Raw genomic sequence first — 20,981 nt, 5'->3', positions numbered from 1 at the left:
ATGGTATTATATAATTAAAATTTGAATAACTGTGCCCGTAGCTCAATGGATAGAGCGCCAGACTTCGAATCTGTAGGCTGCAGGTTCGAATCCTGCCGGGCACACCACTTTAAGCCTGCGCCTGTAGCTCAGTAGGATAGAGCAACAGATTCCTAATCTGTAGGTCACAGGTTCGATTCCTGTCAGGCGCACCAATCTAAAATCTAATAAAATTCAATCTAAGTACAAATAATGATAAAAAATATAAAACAAAATTTACTCTGGCAAGAAGGCAAAACTATCCTTATTAAAATAGCAGTATTAATAGCAATAGCATTTTTAATAAAATCTACCGTATTTAGCATATTTTGCTTAATAGTTATATGGTTTAGTTTTTACTTTTTTAGAAATCCAGATAGATTATTATCGGAAATAGATCAATTAGATATCATCTCTCCTTCTGATGGTAAAGTTATTGATATTGCTTATAACCTTGATAATTCTGAATATGCTCAAAAAATATCGATATTTTTATCTCCACTTGATGTACATGTTAATTGGATACCAATTGACGGAGAAATAGAAAAAGTAGAATATAAAAGTGGAACCTTTGCTTTTGCATTTACACCCAAAAGCTCTGAACTTAATGAAAGAAATGATATCGTAATAAAAGATAGTAAATCAAGAAAAGTATTAGTAAGACAAATAGCAGGTACTATTGCTCGAAAAATAGTGTGTTGGGTCAAGAATAAAGAACAAGTAAAATTAGGCCAAAAGTACGGTATGATAAAGTTCGGTTCGCGAGTAGAGATATTTTTACCAAAAAATGTCGAAATTAAAGTAAAACTTTCCGATCGGGTAATTGGTGGGAAAACTATAATAGGAAAATGGCCATGTTAGTTAGATTAAGAGCTATAAAAAATATTAAAAGCAATAGAAATAGATATAGAAGATCTGTTCCATGTTTGTTTACTTTTTTAAACGCAATATTTGGATTTTTATCTATATTAAAATCTTTTGAAGGAAACTATAGATTATCAGCTTTATTTATAATACTTGCTGCTTTAATGGATATGTTAGATGGTAAAATAGCACGTGCTTTAAACTCATCAAGCGGTTTTGGCATGGAACTAGATTCTTTAAGTGATGCTATATCTTTTTGTCTAGCTCCTACTATATTACTTTATTGTTGGTTACCAAAAAATAATCTAATGTTTATTACATTAAGTATACTTTCTTTTTACCTTTGTAGCGGAATATCAAGACTTGCTAAATTTAATACCAAAACTATGCCAAAAACTAAAAATTATGAATTTATAGGACTACCAACTACAGCAGCTGCATTATTAATAGTAACATTTGTATTATCTTGTAATAATTTATTACTTAATACTATGCTAAAGAAATTTTTTATCTTGGGTCTAGTTTCTATAATAAGTTTACTTATGATCTCTAATTTAAAATTTAGCTCAATAAAAAATTTTAAAATTTTTAAAGTATATACTCTATTTATCTTCTTATTAGGCATAATATTAACTTACTATTTTGGATATATATTACTATTTTTAGGCTTTTTATTATACGTAGTATATAATATCAAAAAAAATATTTTAATCTTAAAAAAATCCTAAAGACTCTAAGACTTCTCTTAATTGAAATAGTGGCAACCCTAGTACTGCTGAATAAGATCCGTTTATATACTTTAGAAATTGCATTCCAATACCTTCTATAGTAATAGCACCTGATGCTTTTAAAGCATTACTGTTTTTGATGTAAAAATCTATATATTGATCAGGTACATGGAAAATATATTCTGAGCTTATAGATCTTATTTCTCTTTTTAATACTACCCATTGATTAGTTGTATAAATTCTTTTGTCAACACAAAAAGCTGTAGTACAAATATTAATCTGCTGATGAGTATTTTTTAGCATTGAAACCGCATGATCATAATCTTTAGGCTTACCTAAAAAAGTTTTATTACGATCTTGACCTAAAGTATCTGCAGTTAAAACAAATCTAATTTCACCTTCATAACCACTTTCAAAAGAAACTTGCTCAATTTTAGAAAGCGCTATTTTTTTTACATTTTCTTCAAGTGAAATATTTGGGTTAATTTCTAGTTCTTGAATATCATAATCTAAAACTGTAAAGGATATATGACTTTCTTTTAATAAATCCTGTCTAGAAATAGACTTAGATGCTAAATATATTTTGTTTTTTGATAACATAAATATTCTATTACTGGTTAAAATTGCCACTAAAGCAATATCAAATTTAAATACTTTAATTTTCTTATCATTTTATCACGATAATTAAATATTGTTAATCACGAAACTTAAAAAGTATCCCTGAGAGCAAGACAATAAATTATAGCTCCTGGCATAATGCTAGCTTTTGACGATCTATTTTTATTCATATAAGATTAATACATATAAATGCTTTAAAATAAAATATAAATTAAATAGATAAAAATGAATAAACTGAAATACTTATATATAATATCGTTATCAATTCTTTTTCTCAATAATAACATGATCTCTATGGAAAAAACTGCAGATGAGCAAAATGAACAATCACTAATATTATGTCTTCCTGATGAACTTATAGCGTGCATTATTGAACAATATGCTAAAGAATATATCAAAAATTGGAATGATATTTTTTATTTTAATCAAGCAGATTTTAGAAAAATACGCTTAATTTGTCGCATATTTAATAGATGTTATGAAGAAAAACGACTAATACCCTTAATACAAGATTTAAAACAAAAAAGGTTCTTGGAATTGTTTGTTATATTAAAAGATCAATCTCAAAAAGAATATAAAGATTTATATAGCAATACACTTAATCTTAATCAAAAGTTAATCAAAATCCTAAATAAAGATGGAGGTTTCATTACAAGAGGAATATCTAAAGATGATTTAAAAACAGCAATTAAGTTAATATTAGCAGATGCTGATGCTAATGCTAGAGATAAACATGGCTATACTATTTTAATGAAAGCTTCTGAAACCGGATCTCAAGAGATCGTAAAAATACTTATCCAAGTCGGTGCTAAGGTTAATACTAAAGATTATGTATTGAGCTATACTCCTTTAAACTTCGCTTCTCGAAATGGTCATAAAGTAATAGTAAAAATGCTTATTCAAGCATATGCTAATGCTAATGCTACCGATAAACATGGCTATACTGCTTTAATACATGCTTCTAAAAGCGGTCATAAAGAGATAGTTAAAACACTAATTTCATCAGATGCTGACGTTAATACTAAAGATACCTGCGGTCATACTGCTTTAATGCACGCTTCTAAGTATGGTCATAAAGAGATAGTAGAAATATTAACAAAAGCTGACGCTGATGTTAACGCTATATCCAATATAGGTTATACTGCTTTAAGACTGGCTTCTGAAAATAATCATGAAGAGATAACTAAAATACTAATTCAAGCGGGTGCGATTTCTATGTTAATACCAGAAACAGAGTTCTAAACATAGCGAAAGAACAAGAATAAGTAATAAAATTAATAATTTATATCATTCCTAGAATAAAACTCTAGGTCTTTTCCTTTTTAAAATAATATAGAAATACTTTTGCTTTTGATATTTTATCTCTTCTAGTATAAATTAATTCAAACAGGATGTTTAAAATAAAATATATAGGTTCAAAAAATGAATAAACTGAAATATTTATATATAATATCATTATCAATTCTATTTCTAAATAATAACATAATCTCTATGACCCGAGCTAAAGTTAACCAAGATTATAATGAACAATATTCAATGTTATACCATTTACCACAAGAACTTGTAGTTTATATTATTGAGTTAAAAAGTAGAAATTATATTAATAATTGGGACGATATTTTTACTTTTGATGAAAAGATTCTTAAAGAGAAAATAGAAGAAATGAAAGAATTACGTTCAACTTCTATTAGATTATATTGCCTATTTTATGAATCTTTAACAATATTAAAAAATTTAAAACAAAAGAAGTTTTTAGAATTATTTGACTTATTGAGAAGGCAATCTCAAGATGAATATAAAAATTTTTCCTCTGATCAACTTAATCAAAAGTTAATTAAAATATTAAATAAAAATCAAGTAACTGAAGAAGATTTAAAAACATCAGTTAAATTAATATTATCTGGCGCTGATGTTAATACTAAAAACCACGAGGGTCATACTGCTTTAATAATAACCGCTACATATGGACATAAAATGATAGCTGAAGTTCTTATTCAAGCTAAGGCTAATGTAAATATTGAAAATAACCAAAATAGTAATGCTTTAATGCTTGCTTCTTACGCTGGTCATGAAGCGATAGTAAAATTGCTTTTAACAAACAAAGCTGATATTAACACTAAAGATCTACATGGTGATACTGCTTTAATGTATGCTTCATATAATAATCATAAACAAGTAGGTGAAATTCTTATTCAAGCTAATGCTGAGATTAATGCTAACAATAATGAAGGATTTACCGCTTTAATGATGGCTTCTCAAAATGGTCATAAAGATATAGTTGAATTACTTTTAATTAATAAAGCTAACGTTAATAATAAAAGTATAGAGGGCTATACTGCCCTAATGCTTGCTTCTCAAAATGGTCATAAAAATATAGTAACCTTACTTTTACTTAATAAAGTTGATGTTAATGCTAAAAGCAACTGCGGCGCTACTGCTCTGATGAGTGCTATTATAAATAATCATATAGAAATAGTTGTACTACTTTTGGCGAATAATGCTGATGTTAATATCAAAAGCAACGGTGGATATACAGCTTTAAGCCTAGCCAAATCTGGAGGGAACGAAGATATAATTCAGTTATTATTATATGCAGGAGCTCGTGATAGTTTTTTCTCTTGTTCGCTGTGGTAAGAAATAAAATAAAAACTTAAATTCTTTTTTCTTGAACAATATTTTTATTTAATATTACATTAATTTGAATAAATATCTTTTATAATTAATTAATATCTTCTACTATAAAATCAAGTTCTGTGTTTTTCAGCTTCTTCGGTTATTAAAAAACAATCTAAAGAAAAATATATAAGAAAAGGCTGTTTACTTTATTAAGTAATAAGATTAAAAATTTATATCAAGATCTAGTATAAAATGCTAGGTCTTTTTTCTTTATTAGATAAAAATGATAAGAAACAAAATTTAGACAAAAAAAATAACAATTAAAAATTGTTACTGAAATTAAGAACATAATATTAAAATTGAATAGCAATTCAATGGCTGGGGTAGAAGGATTCGAACCTCCGAATGCCAGGATCAAAACCTGGTGCCTTACCACTTGGCTATACCCCAAATAAATTGCTTAATTTATTGATTGTCTTCTTTTAAAGAAGCAAAATCACCTGAAGATTGAGCTCTTTCATATTCTTGAATGATCATATCTTCAATCATTTTTCTAGTTTCTGAATTTAAAGGATGAACTATATCTCTAAATGATCCATCCTTACGTCTACGAGATGGCATCGAAACAAATAAACCCTTGTGGCCTTCAATAACTTTCAAGTCTCTGACAATAAAAGAATTTTCAAAGACTATAGTTGCATAAGCTTTAAGTCTTCCACCCTCTCTTGATGGATATACTTTTACTTCCGTAATTTTCATAGAGCAATCCTTAGACGTTGCATTATTAAATGCATTTGTTTAAATATAACTAATATTTTATTCAAATTTATAAAATGAACAAACTTATATTTGTATCACTGCTAATTATATTACAAAAAAATTTAGCTGTAAAGCAAATTATTTCAAAAAAAATTTCAATAATCAGTTCCAGAAATACTTTAGATATATCTAATACTGATAATATCTACGTTATATTATAAATACTTCAAAACAATTGTCAAGAAATTATTTTTTTTCTGCTGCTCTTAATTTAGCAGAGCGAGAAGAAGGATTATTTTTAAGCTCTTCATCACTGGCTGTTACTACATGCTTAGTTAAAACATTAAAAACATCGCCATGATCTCTAAAGAACTGTTTAACCATACTATCTTCTAAAGAATGAAAGCTTATACAAACAATAGGAGAACTTTCTTTAAGTAAATTAATAGATTGAGATAATAATGATCTAATATTATTAAGTTCATCATTAATTACTATTCTAAGAGCCTGAAATACTCGAGTAGCTGGATGAATTTTGGAACCTTGACGTGGTACTATAGATTCAATTAATTGAGCAAGATCTTTAGTTGTTCTTATCTTTTCTGTCTTTCTTATCTCTATAATGGCTTTTGCTATTTTTTTAGAATTACTATCTTGACCATACTTATAAAAAATATCAGTTAATTCTTTTTCACTTGCTTTGTTAATTATATCGTATGCAGTTATTCTAAAATGTCCTGGACTCATTCTCATGTCAAGAGGAGTATCAACATTAAAAGAAAATCCGGCACTTTGTTTAATTTGATATTGTGAAGTGCCAAAATCTGCAAGTATTCCATCAACTTGCTTGATTCCAATAGTTTTTAACATATTAGTAATATTACTAAAATTACTCCACATTAAATGGACTCTATCTCCATAAATTTCTTGAAATGCAGGTCCATTAATTTCTATAGCATTTTTGTCCCAATCAAAAGCTATTACTTGAACAGTCGGATCTGATTCTAGAATTGCTCTAGTATGACCACCCGCACCAAAGGTAGCATCTACATAAATTTTATTTGCAGTTGGCTTGAGGTACTCAAGTACCTCATTAACCAAAACTGATTTATGATATAAATTATTATTTTCCATATATTTAAATTTTACTCTTTAAGCTCATTTACCAAGTTGTTAAGTTCAACTGATCTTGAACCTTTTACTAATATAACTGCTTCTCTATCAAGTTTTGATTTAATATGATTTACGGCCTCTTGCCAATTTTTTACATGTTCAAAGCTTAACCCTACAGGAACCGTATTTCTTGCAAACCCTACCAAATCACCTACTAAAACTACATGATTTAAAGATGGAGCTTTTCTTAGAAACCTACCTAATTGACGATGCCAGAAAGAACTATTCACTCCTAATTCAAGCATATCTCCAAGAACTGCAATCTTTTGACCTTTAGATTCAAATTTTTCAAATGCTAGTAAAGCAGCTTTTACACTTTCAGGAGTTGCATTATAACAATCATCGATTAAAAGACCTTTAGAATATTTTAAATTAGCTTGCTGGAATCTACTATTAATAACTAAAGGCATTTGGATACCTTTAACTATAAATTCAGAATTAATATTAAGTAAGTAAGATATAGCAGTTGCTGCAAGTACATTAGTAACTCTACCTGGATGGTTCGTATCTAAAGTAATTTTATATCGATTTTTATAAAGTTTAAGAACAAAATTAGTACTTAGATTATTAGCTTGTATCTTTCTTGCCTGAACTTGATTGGTAGTTTTAGAACCAAATCTAATAATTGGATGATTATAAGATATATTGGCAAGAATTGGTTGATCACCATTAACTATACCGATATTGCTTTCTTTAAAATGTTTAAAAATATCTTTCTTCTCATTTGCTATATCAAATATAGATCCAAGTCCTTCCATATGACTATGCCCTATTGAAGTAATACAAGCACTTGTCGGACGTACTATATCTGCAAGTAAAGACATCTCGCCACGTTTACTTATGCCCATTTCTATAATAGCTACTTTATGATAAGATCTCATACGTAATATATTTAAGCTAACACTAACAGGAGAATCTTCATAAATAACAGAAGAGATAAAAGGAACATTTGCTAGTTCTAAAATATTATTTAAAATTTCTTTAGTTGAAGTTTTTCCTACAGATCCAGTAATACCTATAACAGGATAATCAAATAAAGATCTCCAATGAGTCGCTAAAGATATTAATGCTTCTTTAGTATTAGGAACAATAGCAACAAAAAGTTTTTTGAGTATATCAGGACTAATTTTATTAAGTATATCTTTTTTACTTTTATCTATAATAAGACCTGAAATATCCTTGTTTATTGCTTCAGTTAAAAAGTCATGTCCATCATGCCTTGTACCTTTTAAAGCAACAAAAATATCTCCTTTTTTTGCTTGTCTTGAATCTGCTGTTATAGACCAGTCTTTAGGTACATCTAATGATAAAAATTCTACCTCAGGTATAGCCAATTTAAAAAATTCTTTATCAAAATGCATAAAGTAAACTCCAAAATGTTATAAAACTTAAATAAACATAACTAACAAAAGAAAAACACTATTTTTACATTTGTCAAGAAATAAAATTAAAATATATCTAACATACATGATAGCTTTTATTTTTATATAATGCAAATGCTTTCTAAAACAATTTATTAAGTTATTTAAAATAATAAATATTTTTAATAGAATAATAAAAACTCATTCTTAATAACAAAAATACTAAAAAAAACATTCACTTAAAATTAGATAATTAAAAACAAGATCAAATTCTACTTGCTTATAATATTTTAACGAATTAATATACTCAAAATAATAGTCATAACTATTTTTTTAGGAGAATAATATGAAGCAAATATTTAAATATATCTTATTTTGTTCAACATTTTTATTTGTAAACAAAATATTAAGTGAACACCAGGATCATTCAGAGTCTATAGATTGCTGTCCCAAAGAGTCTAAATACCAAAGAAAGACTTTTTTTTTACCACGTTCTCAAGGGACCAATACAGCAAGATGGTTATCAGGATGGGAAAGATTTTTAGCTCCTTATCCATGCCATATTCAAAATGGAGCTTTAAATCTAGTGATAGAGCGTACTGATTCTTTTCATGGAGGTATAATCTCAGATTATCTATTTGGTGCTAATTATTTAAAATTTAAAGGCAGTCAAATTTGTAATCGTAATCCAGAAACAGATATAATTGCTGATAACTTTGGATTATCAACAACTTACAAGGGCACTTTATATTTTAACCCTAAAATAAGAAATGTAATAATAGAAGTAAATTATTATTTAGCATTAGATACATGGATTGAGGGATTATATACAAGAATTCATTTCCCACTTACAATAACTTCATGGGATTTAGGAGTAGGAGTTAAAGAAAATACTCAGGAATTAAGACCGGTATTTCCTGATTGTTATATGAGTCAAGATAATACACGGTATACTCAAACATTGTCCAGTATAAAACAAGCACTATCTGGATATGGCTTATTTGGAGATATGAACTCTCCGTTTGATTTTGGAAAATTTCCTTTTTGCGCTAATAAAAAAAGCGGTATTGCTGATATATATTTAGTATTAGGATGGACAGCTTGTGGAGCTCCTACCGATTATTTAGCATTCTTCTTGCAAACAATTATTCCTGGAGGAAATAAACCTTGCGGCATAAAATTCTTTGAACCAATAGTTGGAAACGGAAGAAGATGGGAAGTAGGATTTGGATCTGAAGGACGCCTTAATCTATTAAGCTCTGAAAATCAATCTTTAGATATATTTTTCCTTGGATATGTAAATTATAGATTTAAAGCATTTCAAATTAGATCTTTTGATTATCTATACAACGGATTTTTTAGCCGCTATATGCTTCTTAAAGAGTATAATAAAAATCTAGCTTATGCAGGCAATATGCTCAATTCTATTGATTATACAACAAAAGCGGCTCGTGCTGGTGATAATTTAATTGGAGATGCTTCATTCAAATTATCATATTATATATGGAAATTTGGTTTTGATATTGGATATAACATTTGGGGCACTACAGCTGAAAGAATAAATATTGTAAAATCTGTTTATCCCTCTGATTTAAATCACAGGGCTTTTGGCTTTAAAGGAACTACAGGCATTTGCTATAGAACACTTAATGAAAATACAGGCACTATTACAGATGGAAGTTCTTTACATGCAACTTCAACTCAATCTACAATAACTCAAGCAGGTCCTATTGATAATCCTCTTGAGATAAATTTAGAAAATGGAGAAATACCAATTACTTGGGATAGTCCGACCTCAGGTAATGTAATAGTTGCTCAAAATTCTAATCCTTTAGTAAAAGTTAGAGTAAGAGATCTAGATAGATGTTCAGCTGCAGTTCCTTCTCAATTAAGTCATAAATTCTTTGCTCATATTGGATATACTCATTTTGGGGTTGATTGGGAACCGGAATTAGGTTTAGGAGGAGAAGTTGAATTTAATGGAAGAAGAAACTTAAAAACAACAATTGATCAATGGGGTATTTGGGTAAAAGGACAAATAGCTTTTTAGATAGACTTAATTAAATTTATAAAGCATTAACTTAAAAAATATAGGCATTATTATTTAAATATGATAATGCCTATTTATAAATTTATATAATCTGAATAACTATCATTAACCAAACTAATGAATACTCTCAAAGCTATTGATCAAGCTTTGCTCCTCTTTTTATTAACATATCTATTACTTGTTTATAGTTCATATCGGGAAATACCTGTGATTTTTCAGTTGCTATACGTAAGGTTTTGTTTTTATAATCTTGACTTTTACCCTTAATAGCTCCTTTTAAAATCAAATATTTAGCAATTTCAGGGCGGAAATTCCTTAATGATATAGTTAAGGCAGTATCTCCCTCTCTGTTCTCATGATAAATATCTGCTTTTTTTGTAATAAAAAATTTCACAACATTAGATTTACCGCTTTGAGCTGCTTTAATTAGAGGTGTATTGCCATAATTATCTTGAAGGTTAATATCAACTCCATTTTCAACAAACCATTTTATAAGCGTGGCATTTATAGTTCCAGCATCCAAACCCTTCATTAAAATAGTCATTCCCTTTTGAGAAGACCGAAGGTTAGGATTTGCCCCGGCCTCTATAATCTTAGCTGCATCTGGATAATCTTTATCATAATAACCGCGATTCAAGATACTTAATAGCTTTAAATCAAGTAAAGATTTATTCGCTCCATTTTTTATCAATTGCTTCATCTCAGGTAATCCAAGTGAAAACGTAGGTCCACTTAAAAAATTAGTAGCATTAAGTAAATTAAAAAGCTGAATATCAAGTTTGGCTATTTGATCAAATTTGATTTTAATATCATCTTTAAATTTTTTATCTTTAATAAAAGCGTTAAATTGATCAATGGATAAACCTAGATCTTTAATAGCAACTAAATCTAAATCTTTTGTAGCTATATAGAACAATTTTTCAAAATATTTATTAGCAGCTTCTATACCACGAAACTTACCCATAATACCTGCAAATTCTTGTAAATGTTTTCTTATCAAATCTCCACTTAACATTTTATGAATTATAGCTTTTTCTAAAATAGAAGCCCAAAGTTCGTTAGGCAAGCTTGGTAGTTGCTTTTTTATTTCTTCAGATTCATTTTTTCTCATACTAAACAAAAAATTACTTCCTTGTATTAATCCTAAAATAATAAATATAGGAATCGAAAATTTTTTCATATTTTCCTTTAAATAAAATTCATTCTTTATTTTAAATATAATTACTATTATTATAATATTTTTTCAAAGATTTAGTCAATTTAAATTATTTTTGAATTTATAAAAATTAAAGACATTAATTATTGCAAGTATATTATATTTAAAATTATAAGATACAGATACTACTTTAAATTATAGTATCTGTTTATAGACCACGTTTTTATTGATATAAATTAATGAATTGCACCTTTGGCCTGCAATATTTTCATTATATCAGTATAACCTTTTATTTTTGCTATTATTAAAGCAGTATTACCATCTTCATCTTTAAGATTAAGATTTGCTTCTTTTTCTATTAACATCTTAACAATATCTTCATAACCTTTTTGAATTGCTAGCATTAAAGCGCTATCTCCATATCTATCTTGAATATTAATATCAACTTCTTTTTCAATCAATAACTTAGCTATCAGTGTTTGATTGCATTGCAATGAGATTATTAAGGCGGTATTACCATCTTCATCTTTACAATCAAGCTGTGCTCCTCTTTCAATTAACATAAGAGAGATATATCTAGGCAATTTTGAAATTGCATTCATTAAAGGGGTCTTGCCTTCTCTATCTGCAATATTAATGTCAGCTCCTCTTTCAATAAGCAATTTTGCTATTTCTACATGTTGATTTTTTAATGCTGCTATTAAAGCGGTATCGCCAATTCTAGATCTGTGATTAAGTTTTGCTCCTTTTTCAATTAAGAGATTAATTATATCTTTATTCGTCTCATCCTTATAAAAATAACCAATTTCAGATGCATACATTAAAGCCGATTTACCGTATTTATCTTCAGCATTAACATTAGCTCCACTACTAATTAGTAATTTCGATATTTGAGCATACTTATTTTTTAAGCCCTTTATTAAAGCTGTATCACCCATCTCATCTACAGAATCAAGCATTACACCTTTAGCAATTAACATAGCTGTTATAACTCTATTACCATTTTCAACTGCATAAATTAAGGGTGTAGATTTACTTTGACTTGATTGCAAATTAATATCAGCCCCCATCTCAATCAACAACTTAGCTGCTTCTAACTTAGCTATAATTGCTTCTTCTCTAGATTGCAAATCCCTAGGATTCTGCTTCTTTGCATTGGGAAACAAATACATAGATTTAGTATCATCCATTGATATTTTATCCGTATCACATAATGCTATCATTAAAGCGGTATTTCCAGACATATTTTTAAGGTTAATATTGGCACCTGCAATAATTAAGTTCATAACTTTTTGCCAATATTGATAAGTTCTAGAAGTATTATTCAACATATTTAACAAACCTAAATTAAGTTCTTCTTGACTTAACTTATTTTCTTTTCTTATTTTATTAATTAATAACTGAAAAAGTTTTTCTTTAACTCTATCTTTTAGTAGATTATCTTCAAATAAACCTCTAAAGAACCTGTTTACTAATTTTAATTTAGGAAAACTACGATTAAAATCTCTATTAAAAGTCAAAATATCAGATTTCCACCGATCTAAATGGATCTTAAGCAAATCACCAATTATTGCCTTTTCTAAAATATCACTCCATAATTCATTGGGCATTCCTAAAAAGGACTGAATATAATCTTCAGTTCTTATATTTTCAACTTCCATAGCCAATAAAGAATTACTTAAAAATAATCCCAAAACGGCAATAAAATAATTTAATTTTTTATTCATAAAATCCTTTATAATCATAATTATTTTTTAAATTTATCAGCATTCTTAATTTCTAATATATATTTTTTACAAAAATTGTCAATTTTATTAATTAAAATTCAACTAAACAAAAAATTTTATAAGAAAAATTATGAAAAGCTCAACATACAAAAATCAAAGCCAACAAAAATAGCTATGCATAATTTAAAAACTTATATTGATATAAATTAATAGTGTGAATTATTGCAGAAAAAAAAAGGATTCTATAATTTTGAGCTTAAATAAGAACCAAACGGCAATACAGCAATTAGGAGTTGCCTTTAATGACTATTAAACTCTTTAAAGTATTAAGTTTTATATTATTAACCACATATCCATTTAATTTATTATCTAAGTCAGAAGATGATATAATTCTAGAAGAAACTCAGACTCAAATGCCTTGCCTTATTAATAGAAGCTGCCTTGATTGCCAAACTTCTAACTGTAATACTTGTCATACTTGCAAAGATAATGCTTGTAGAGCATGCGCCAATAAATATAGAAGAAGATACTTGCCAGGTTGTTATAGATGTAATAACTCAAAAATCAAAAGATTTAATTCTTTTCCGAGACAATGTGATTGCGATCGGCAAAATACTAGATTTTGCCGATTAACTTCTTATTGCGACAGTTGCCCTGCTAATTGTAATGTATTTTGCAATAGACCAAGATCAATTTTTACTATCCGATCTCAAGGATCAAATACAGCTCGTGAATTAGTTGGTTGGGAAGGATTTATTTATGCATTTAGGCCTAATGAAAATTTTATTACTACATCTAACACAATAGAATATACTCAATCATTTCGACCATATTCTATTGCTCGAATACTTTTTGGAGGTTGTACACTTAACTTTGCAGGTAGTCAAATAACAGATAGAACTTCTTGTCAATTAATTGCAGACTACTTTGGATTATCTCCTGATTTTCAAGGAGAACTAAGAGTAAATCCAATAATTGAAAATGTCATATTTGATAATCAAATTTTCTTTGGGCTAAATGCAATATCTTGCGGGCTTTATTGTCGAGCAAATATGCCTCTTGTTTGGACTAAATGGAATTTAAATCCTGTTGCATGTACACAGAATGAAAATTGTACTAACTTTCCTGCATGCTCTATGGCCCCAGAAGAAGTACCAGCAACTTGTGATATTCTGACAGCATTAAGCGGTAACTTTACATTTGGAGAGATGCAACAAAGATGGCAATATGGCAAATTTTCGTCACAAGCATTAACCAAATTCGGCGTTTCTAATATAGATTTGATTTTAGGATACAATAATTATATGACAGAATTTTATCATTTTGGGTTTTATATTCACGCTATTATGCCTACGGGAACTAGACCTAATAGTAGATATATATTTGAACCAATCATTGGCAATGGTAAACACTTTGAATTAGGGGGAGGAATATCTGCTCATCTTATATTATGGTCTAGAGGCCCTGATCGCAGTTTAACTGGATATCTACAAGGTTATGTTACGCATATGTTTAAAAATAGACAGTTAAGATCTTTTGACTTTTGCCAAAACGGCCCATTAAGTCGTTATATTCTTTTAAAAGAATATGATCAAGTAGATAATGAACTTGTTTATAATGGAAACCTAATTAATGCTATTAATTATAATACACGCTTTGCCGAAGTCTCTATATCAGTAAAAGGTGATGCTAGCGCTTTACTTGCATATCGATCTCCATGCACCAATTTAGACTTAGGATATAATTTTTATGCTCAAACTAAAGAAAATGTTTGCTTAATTAACTGTATAAAGACTATTGATAATAATCTTTATGGCATAAAAGGCACTGAAGATGTATGTGCTATAGAATACAATTTAACTGATACTTTACCAGCCCAATTTAATAATATTGAAAGAAAAATAACAGTGAACTGTAGTCAAAGTAGAGCAACAATCTGTACACCAGGAGACACTAACATATCTCAAAATATATTTTCCTCAAATAATTGCATAATTGTTAAATCAAATAGTAGACAAGAAGGATCAATAGAGGGCAATGATGTAATTATAGCTCAAAATTCTCCGACTGCTAGATTAGTCTCTATTGATAACCTTGATCTAGAATCAGGCACAGGGGGTGCCATTGCTACTCATAAAGTATTTGGCCAAATAAGTTGGTTTTGCAATAATACTTATATCGGTATAGGAGGAGAAGTAGAAATAGAAGGACTTGCATGTAATGAACAAACTAGCTTAAATCAATGGGGTGTTTGGATTAAAGGTGGAATTGATTTCTAAGACAATAATAACCTCAATTCCTATAGAGTATTTCGTTAATCTCAGGTTTGTACAATTTGTTTAAAACTTTACTTATCAAAAAATATAAATTGATAAATCTTTTTAATTGATCTTATCTTTTTATATTATGAATATTAATTTAATACTTAACTTATAGAGTTTAAAAAAATGAAAAAAATCACTTTAATTATTATCCTAATAAATTTTACTATAATTTTATCAATGCAAACCAGGAAACAATGGCAAGAGGATTTTAAAGTACTAAAATCTTATATTATAAACTCAGAAGCTCATTATCTTGAATTAGAACAAGATAAACTAGCTCATTTAGAATACATTTACCTAAGTGAATTAGAATTTATCAATAACAATAAAAATCAATTGTTATCAATCTTTAAAAAGATTCCATTCAATTATATATCAAAATACTTAAACATTATTCTTGATATAAGAACAAAAGGTCAAAGTCTTGAAATACAAAAAGATACAAAAAAAAATTATCAATATTATACAAAATATTATATTGAGATAATGCTATATCGTATGGCACTAAACGGAAATCGTAATACTATAAATTACAAAATATTTAGATTTATTTATGATACAGGATTCTATATATTAGATAATCCTATATTTATTAAATTTTTAGAATATACTAACAATATATCAAATGAAGAAGATTTAAAAAAATATATCGCCTTAGAAGAGATTAAAATAAACAAAATAAAACAAATATTAAAAGAGCAAATACAAGCAGTTAAAGAAACTTAAAATTATCAAAAATATATCTAAAATACTATTGGTGTATTAAAATAATAACTATTGCAATTACCATACAAAATATAATATTTTAAATAGTAATTTAAGTATTTAGGAGAGTTATGTTTAAAGTAATTTGTATATTGTTGTTATCTATAAGCGTCAATAGCGTAAATGCTATGAGAATATTTTCCAAAGGAAAAGTTTCCACAACTATAGGTCATCAGCTCATTAAACCTAATATGGTAAAAGAAACTTTAGAATTTTGCTTTAATCGTACTTATTCAACTAACAATTCCAAAAGTCATAAACTATTAAATGTATTAAAAGAATTATCAGATAAAAAAAACAATATTAAACATATATCTAATCTATCTGAAGCAAGGTCAAAAATAGGAAATGAGATAGAAGAACAAGAAAATAAAATAGAACGGTTAATTAAGAAAGTAGAAAATATTAATACAACCGATTCTCAAGGGTGTACTTCATTAATATATGCTATTTCTACAGGCAATTATAAAATAGTAAAAGAACTAATTAAGGCAAATGCAGATGTTAATACAAGAGACAACCATGGTAAAACACCTTTGATGTATGCCGTTGAAAGTAACAATATTAAATTAGCTGAATTACTAATTAAGGCAAATGCCAATCCTGATATAAAAGATAAAGAAGGTAAAACATCTTTAATGTATGCAGCAAAAAAAGATTACAGTAGATTTTTATTAAAAGAATCTAAAATTCAATATAATTCTAAAGATGCTGTTAAATCTGTAGTTCTGATAATATCTCAGCTAAAAATTAACAATTATATAGCAACACTACTCATAGGTGCAAATGCCAATGTCAACATAAAAGATAATCATGGTTATACGGCTTTACATTATACTGCTATAAGTGGCAATGAACAAATAGCAAAATCACTTATCCATGCTGGAGCTTACATAAATATTCAAAGCAATTTGGGTGATAAACCTATAGAAATTGCTCAAAAACAAAACCATAAAAATATTGTTAAATTAATTAAACAAAAATCCTGCAATTTAGAATCTAAAGAACAAGACACTCATATTTTTCTTTAGAATAATAAAACCAGTAATGTTTGCATAGTTATAAAATATAATAGTTTTCAATAGCTTAAAGTTATAGTTAAATATATAATGTTCGAAGAACAAAAACTAATCTTTAACAATAATATTATTAAATTAATTCTTATTAACAAGAGCAAATATTCTTACAGGGGACTCTGTTGAATGCATTTTTAATGGAGAAATTATAGCCCAAGCTCCTATTGCAGGAATTTTATCACCATTAGCTATATTTTCTATAATATATTTTGAAGAACTTAAAATCGCTTGATGAACAGGAAAATTAATATCTGATCCATCAGGAGATAAAGTATCTATTGCTATACCTGCAACACCTCTTTTTAATAGTAAATTAGCAGCTTCTAAAGTATATCCAGGAAAATTCATAATACCATTATTGTTCTGATTTCTATATTTAACTGTATCAGGCCAATGTTTGCTCCAACCGCTATAGAATACAAATAAAGAGTTAGGCTTAATCATTTCGTATCTTTTTTCAAATTCTAGAATATCATCAACTTTTAAATAATAATTTTGATTAGCTTCATCAGACATATTTAAACAGTATATTGGAACTATTAACTGATCAAGATTAATATCAGCAACACTTTTTTGATTGGAAAAGCAATGATTGGGCGCATCTATATGAGTCCCAATACCAGCATTTAAACAAAGCTTTTGAACTCTGAATTTAGTATCACCAGTACATCGATCATAATCAAGAACCGTTTTAACTCTAAAACCGGAAGTTCCTTCATAAGTGGCTATACTTGGTTCTAATAAATGAGTTAAATCTATAATATTATAGTTATTAAGGAGATTGTTCATAATATTGAAATTTTTATCCTAAATTATTAAGGCCTTTATTTTTAGCTTTATTAACCATATAAGTTAAAAACAGTGAAACTAAGATAAAATAAAATACAGTTAATAAAGTAGCTATAAAAAAATTATGTGAAAATATATTAACACTTTTTTGATCAATTGCTTGTCTGACTAATATAAAAAGATATTTTAAGGGAAATAAAGATGCTATTTTTTGAACCCAATGAGGAGATAAATCTATTGAATAAAATGCACCACTTAAAATTGCAAACAAACAAGGAATAGCCCAAGTAATAAATTCAACACTCCTACCAAAGTAAAAAATTAAGGCTGAAGTTAATATACCAATTATCCAACCACAAACAATAAATAATGGTAAATAAGGTGCTATCAAAGGATAGACAGAAAAAATATTCTTTGAAAAAATTAGCAATATTAAAAATGAACTATAAATAAAAGTTATAAATGCCTGAATAAAGCCTAAGATCATTAAAGAAATCATAAATTCAGTTGTAGTTAATGGAGTTGCTAATAGATTCACTAAACTAGAGTCCCATATTTCAATCAATAGATTTCGTGAAATCTCCAAAGTAGATCTATAAACTAAATACCAGCATGCAATAGAAGTCAAAAGAGCAAAAACAAAATTATCAGATCCTGTTTGAGAACCATGAGCCCAAACACCAAGAAATCCAAAAAGTATAAGGTCGACCAATGGATAATAAGCCATATCAGTTAAACGGATAGGATCTCTAAAAGTAGGAACTAAGTGCCTATAAATAATTGCTGATATTCTTGAAAATTTTATCATAGTTATTTCCAATTTAATCTTATTTAGAAATTTCTAAAAAGTAGTCTTCTAATGATGGTTTATCAATTGAAATTTGAGCATATTTTACTTTTAAGTCCGTTATACTATAAATTAGATCTGCTATCTTATGTTCATCTACATCTATTTCTATAAAATTTTGATCGAGTTTATAATTTAGATTATATTCCTGAACATAATTAATTAATTTATCTAAATTACCAATAACGAGTAAATGTACTTTTGAAGTTCTTACCTTAGCAGCTAATTCATCAGGATGACCAGATGTTAAAATCTTTCCATCTTTTAAAACCACTATTCTATCGCACATTTCTTGAACTTCTGACATATTATGAGAGGTCAACAAAATAGAAACCCCTAAAGAATTTCTTTGCTCTAATATAAACTTACGTATCGTAAGCGCAATATCTGGATCTAAAGCTGCGGTTGGTTCGTCAAGTAAAACGATTTTAGGATTTGGCAAAAATGCTTTTGCCAGCATTAATCTTGTTAACTGTCCAGCAGACAAATTTTTTGCTAATCTACTTTTGATTTTTTCAAGACCAAAAATATTTAAATTTTTCTCTATCTGCTTTTTTATAAAAGCTGTCTCTAAACAATAAATCTTGCCATAAAAGTTTAGATTTTCCTCAACTGTTAGAGATTCAGGCATCTTAATATAAGAAGATGCAAATGATACATCCAACATAATTTCAGATCTATGTTTAGAAAAGTCTCTACCAAAATATTCAATAGAACCTGAAGTAGGGTTGAGTAATCCTAAAAGCATATTAATTGTAGTAGTTTTACCTGCTCCATTAGGACCTAATAATCCTAAAATTTCACCAGAACCTAGATTAAAGCTAATATCATTAACAGCAACAAACTCTTTAGGATTAAATATGCTGCCACTTTTAAATACTTTAGTTAGATTCTTTATAGATAATATTGTATTTTGCATGTTATTCAAATTTTTAAATTATCAATTTGTTACTAAGTATTATAAACTTTTAAGGACATTAATCAAATTTATTAATATTTAAGTAATTGCACAATTAAACCATGATATTTATAATAATACTATAAATATATTACTTATAAGACATAAGGATTCTATGAAAAAAATAAAAATTGCATTGACTATAATATTAATAATCAATTTAACTACATATAATAATGTTATATCTATGTACAAAGATTTCATAAATAGAGATATAACTCATTCTCATATTGAATTACCTAATGAAATATGGACAATGATTTTCAAATTTATATTCACTGATTCAAAAAATAGATATAGGTTTGACCGAAAATTCCACAAAGAATTTTTAAAAAATTTAACATTAGTAAACAAATTATTCTTTTGTTTAAGCAAATCAACTTATAAAATTCTAAAAAAAGACACCAATAAAACAAAAAATAAGGATTTATTAGAAAAATACCAAGATTTTTACGAATTTAGAAAATTAACTAATCAATGCAAAATCAATGATCAAATGGTAAATCTCTTAAATAAAGATATTATATCTTATGAGGAAATGCAGCAAATTATCAATTTAGTACTTGATGGTGCGGACATTAACATTCGTTGCAAATATAACAAAACTGCTTTAATAATAGTAGTAGAGTATGGCTATATTGAAATGGTTAATATTTTAATCAATAATGGAGCAAATATTGATCTTAAAGATGAAAATAATGATACCGCTTTAATAAAAGCTCTAAGATATAATAATCCTAAAATGGCAAGAATTTTGATTTCATATGCACCAAACACAAATATTCAAGGTTATTGTCAAGAGACTGCTCTAATGATAGCAATTGAAGAAGGTTATGAAGATATAGCTTCGCTCTTAATTGAGCTAGGAACGGAACTTGATCTTAAAGACAAAGAAGGAAATACCGCTTTAATAAAGGCCTTAATGAATAATCAATGGAACATAGTTAATTTACTTGTTAAAAGTAATGCAGATGTAAACATCGAAAATAATTATGGAGAAACAGCTATTACAATAGCAAAAAAATTGGGCTTAATATTTCCACTAAAACATTATTGAATTATAAAGCAATATACTTAATATTATTAGCTTTATATTTTTATTATTTTGAGAAAGTTTATGTTAAAAAATTACCTATAGATGTTAGTTCATTT

The 20,981-nt window shown here is 27.5% G+C and carries 18 protein-coding genes and 3 tRNA genes; 11 read left to right on the top strand and 10 right to left on the bottom strand.

The features are described from left to right. Positions 1-31: 31 nt before the first annotated feature. The 4 genes from BABL1_RS04800 to pssA all read left to right on the top strand — a co-directional run bounded on the left by BABL1_RS04800 (position 32) and on the right by pssA (position 1,610). Positions 32-107 (top strand) — tRNA-Arg (locus BABL1_RS04800). Positions 108-117: 10 nt separating this feature from the next. Further along, positions 118-194: transfer RNA gene (locus BABL1_RS04795), tRNA-Arg, on the top strand. A 37-nt stretch (positions 195-231) separates the two neighbouring features. Continuing rightward, positions 232-879 carry a phosphatidylserine decarboxylase family protein gene (locus BABL1_RS04790; RefSeq protein WP_023793035.1) on the top strand — a complete coding sequence of 216 codons (648 nt, stop codon included), beginning with the start codon at positions 232-234 and terminating at the stop codon, positions 877-879. After that, positions 873-1,610 carry a CDP-diacylglycerol--serine O-phosphatidyltransferase gene (gene pssA / locus BABL1_RS04785; RefSeq protein ID WP_023793034.1) on the top strand — a complete coding sequence of 246 codons (738 nt, stop codon included), beginning with the start codon at positions 873-875 and terminating at the stop codon, positions 1,608-1,610. Before BABL1_RS04790 ends, pssA begins: the two co-directional genes overlap by 7 nt. Here the strand turns inward: pssA and BABL1_RS04780 are convergent. Continuing rightward, complete coding sequence (locus BABL1_RS04780) at positions 1,596-2,210, bottom strand: Maf family protein (protein ID WP_044601193.1); 615 nt, start codon at positions 2,208-2,210, stop codon at positions 1,596-1,598. The two genes, pssA and BABL1_RS04780, sit on opposite strands and share 15 nt — an antisense overlap. 243 nt (positions 2,211-2,453) lie before the next feature. Between BABL1_RS04780 and BABL1_RS05330 the strand changes: the two genes are divergently transcribed. Together BABL1_RS05330 and BABL1_RS05325 are read left to right on the top strand one after the other, a co-directional pair. Then, on the top strand, positions 2,454-3,470 hold the full coding sequence (locus BABL1_RS05330) for an ankyrin repeat domain-containing protein (RefSeq protein ID WP_023793032.1): 1,017 nt from the start codon (positions 2,454-2,456) through the stop codon (positions 3,468-3,470). Between the two features lie 180 nt (positions 3,471-3,650). After that, entirely contained in the window at positions 3,651-4,862 is a 1,212-nt protein-coding gene (locus BABL1_RS05325) for an ankyrin repeat domain-containing protein (RefSeq protein WP_023793030.1), read from the top strand. A 357-nt stretch (positions 4,863-5,219) separates the two neighbouring features. On the opposite strand, the gene BABL1_RS04765 is transcribed toward BABL1_RS05325, so the two are convergent. The 4 genes from BABL1_RS04765 to BABL1_RS04750 all read right to left on the bottom strand — a co-directional run bounded on the left by BABL1_RS04765 (position 5,220) and on the right by BABL1_RS04750 (position 8,137). Beyond that, positions 5,220-5,294: transfer RNA gene (locus BABL1_RS04765), tRNA-Gln, on the bottom strand. Positions 5,295-5,309: 15 nt separating this feature from the next. Next, entirely contained in the window at positions 5,310-5,603 is a 294-nt protein-coding gene (spoVG, locus tag BABL1_RS04760) for a septation regulator SpoVG (RefSeq protein WP_023793028.1), read from the bottom strand. Positions 5,604-5,849: 246 nt separating this feature from the next. Further along, entirely contained in the window at positions 5,850-6,737 is an 888-nt protein-coding gene (gene rsmH, locus BABL1_RS04755; protein WP_023793026.1) for a 16S rRNA (cytosine(1402)-N(4))-methyltransferase RsmH, read from the bottom strand. Positions 6,738-6,748: 11 nt separating this feature from the next. Continuing rightward, the gene (locus BABL1_RS04750) at positions 6,749-8,137 is read right to left on the bottom strand and encodes a UDP-N-acetylmuramoyl-tripeptide--D-alanyl-D-alanine ligase (protein ID WP_023793025.1); all 1,389 of its coding nucleotides are present in this window, start codon (positions 8,135-8,137) and stop codon (positions 6,749-6,751) included. 346 nt (positions 8,138-8,483) lie between these two features. Here BABL1_RS04750 and BABL1_RS04745 point away from each other — a divergent pair, with 346 nt between their 5' ends. Next, on the top strand, positions 8,484-10,187 hold the full coding sequence (locus tag BABL1_RS04745) for a hypothetical protein (protein WP_023793023.1): 1,704 nt from the start codon (positions 8,484-8,486) through the stop codon (positions 10,185-10,187). A 133-nt stretch (positions 10,188-10,320) separates the two neighbouring features. Here BABL1_RS04745 and BABL1_RS04740 read toward each other — a convergent pair whose 3' ends face one another. After that, positions 10,321-11,367 carry an ankyrin repeat domain-containing protein gene (locus BABL1_RS04740; RefSeq protein WP_023793021.1) on the bottom strand — a complete coding sequence of 349 codons (1,047 nt, stop codon included), beginning with the start codon at positions 11,365-11,367 and terminating at the stop codon, positions 10,321-10,323. A gap of 212 nt (positions 11,368-11,579) precedes the next feature. Beyond that, a complete protein-coding gene (locus tag BABL1_RS04735) occupies positions 11,580-13,070 on the bottom strand; it encodes an ankyrin repeat domain-containing protein (protein ID WP_023793020.1) in 1,491 nt (496 codons plus the stop codon). Between the two features lie 302 nt (positions 13,071-13,372). On the opposite strand from BABL1_RS04735, the gene BABL1_RS04730 reads away from it, so the two are divergent. The 3 genes from BABL1_RS04730 (at position 13,373) to BABL1_RS04720 (ending at position 17,190) form a co-directional block, all read left to right on the top strand. Then, positions 13,373-15,349, top strand: coding sequence for a hypothetical protein (locus tag BABL1_RS04730; protein ID WP_023793018.1), 1,977 nt, complete (start codon positions 13,373-13,375; stop codon positions 15,347-15,349). A 222-nt stretch (positions 15,350-15,571) separates the two neighbouring features. After that, positions 15,572-16,120, top strand: a complete 549-nt coding sequence (locus BABL1_RS04725; RefSeq protein WP_171814745.1) for a hypothetical protein — start codon at positions 15,572-15,574, stop codon at positions 16,118-16,120. Between the two features lie 110 nt (positions 16,121-16,230). Then, the gene (locus BABL1_RS04720) at positions 16,231-17,190 is read left to right on the top strand and encodes an ankyrin repeat domain-containing protein (RefSeq protein WP_023793015.1); all 960 of its coding nucleotides are present in this window, start codon (positions 16,231-16,233) and stop codon (positions 17,188-17,190) included. 123 nt (positions 17,191-17,313) lie between these two features. Here BABL1_RS04720 and BABL1_RS04715 read toward each other — a convergent pair whose 3' ends face one another. Genes BABL1_RS04715 through BABL1_RS04705 form a run of 3 tightly spaced genes read right to left on the bottom strand, consistent with a single transcriptional unit; the run spans position 17,314 to position 19,790 of the window. Next, the gene (locus tag BABL1_RS04715; RefSeq protein ID WP_023793013.1) at positions 17,314-18,024 is read right to left on the bottom strand and encodes a cyclase family protein; all 711 of its coding nucleotides are present in this window, start codon (positions 18,022-18,024) and stop codon (positions 17,314-17,316) included. A gap of 13 nt (positions 18,025-18,037) precedes the next feature. Then, positions 18,038-18,832, bottom strand: coding sequence for an ABC transporter permease (locus tag BABL1_RS04710; RefSeq protein ID WP_023793011.1), 795 nt, complete (start codon positions 18,830-18,832; stop codon positions 18,038-18,040). Between the two features lie 19 nt (positions 18,833-18,851). Continuing rightward, entirely contained in the window at positions 18,852-19,790 is a 939-nt protein-coding gene (locus BABL1_RS04705; RefSeq protein ID WP_023793010.1) for an ABC transporter ATP-binding protein, read from the bottom strand. A 154-nt stretch (positions 19,791-19,944) separates the two neighbouring features. On the opposite strand from BABL1_RS04705, the gene BABL1_RS04700 reads away from it, so the two are divergent. Next, entirely contained in the window at positions 19,945-20,886 is a 942-nt protein-coding gene (locus tag BABL1_RS04700; protein WP_023793008.1) for an ankyrin repeat domain-containing protein, read from the top strand. Positions 20,887-20,981: the final 95 nt, after the last annotated feature.

It is taken from the genome of Candidatus Babela massiliensis, assembly GCF_000513475.1.
In the GTDB taxonomy this organism is placed as follows: Bacteria; Babelota; Babeliae; order Babelales; family Babelaceae; genus Babela; species Babela massiliensis.
Note: the sequence above shows the minus strand (reverse complement) of the source record. Positions and strands in the feature narration are given on the sequence as shown.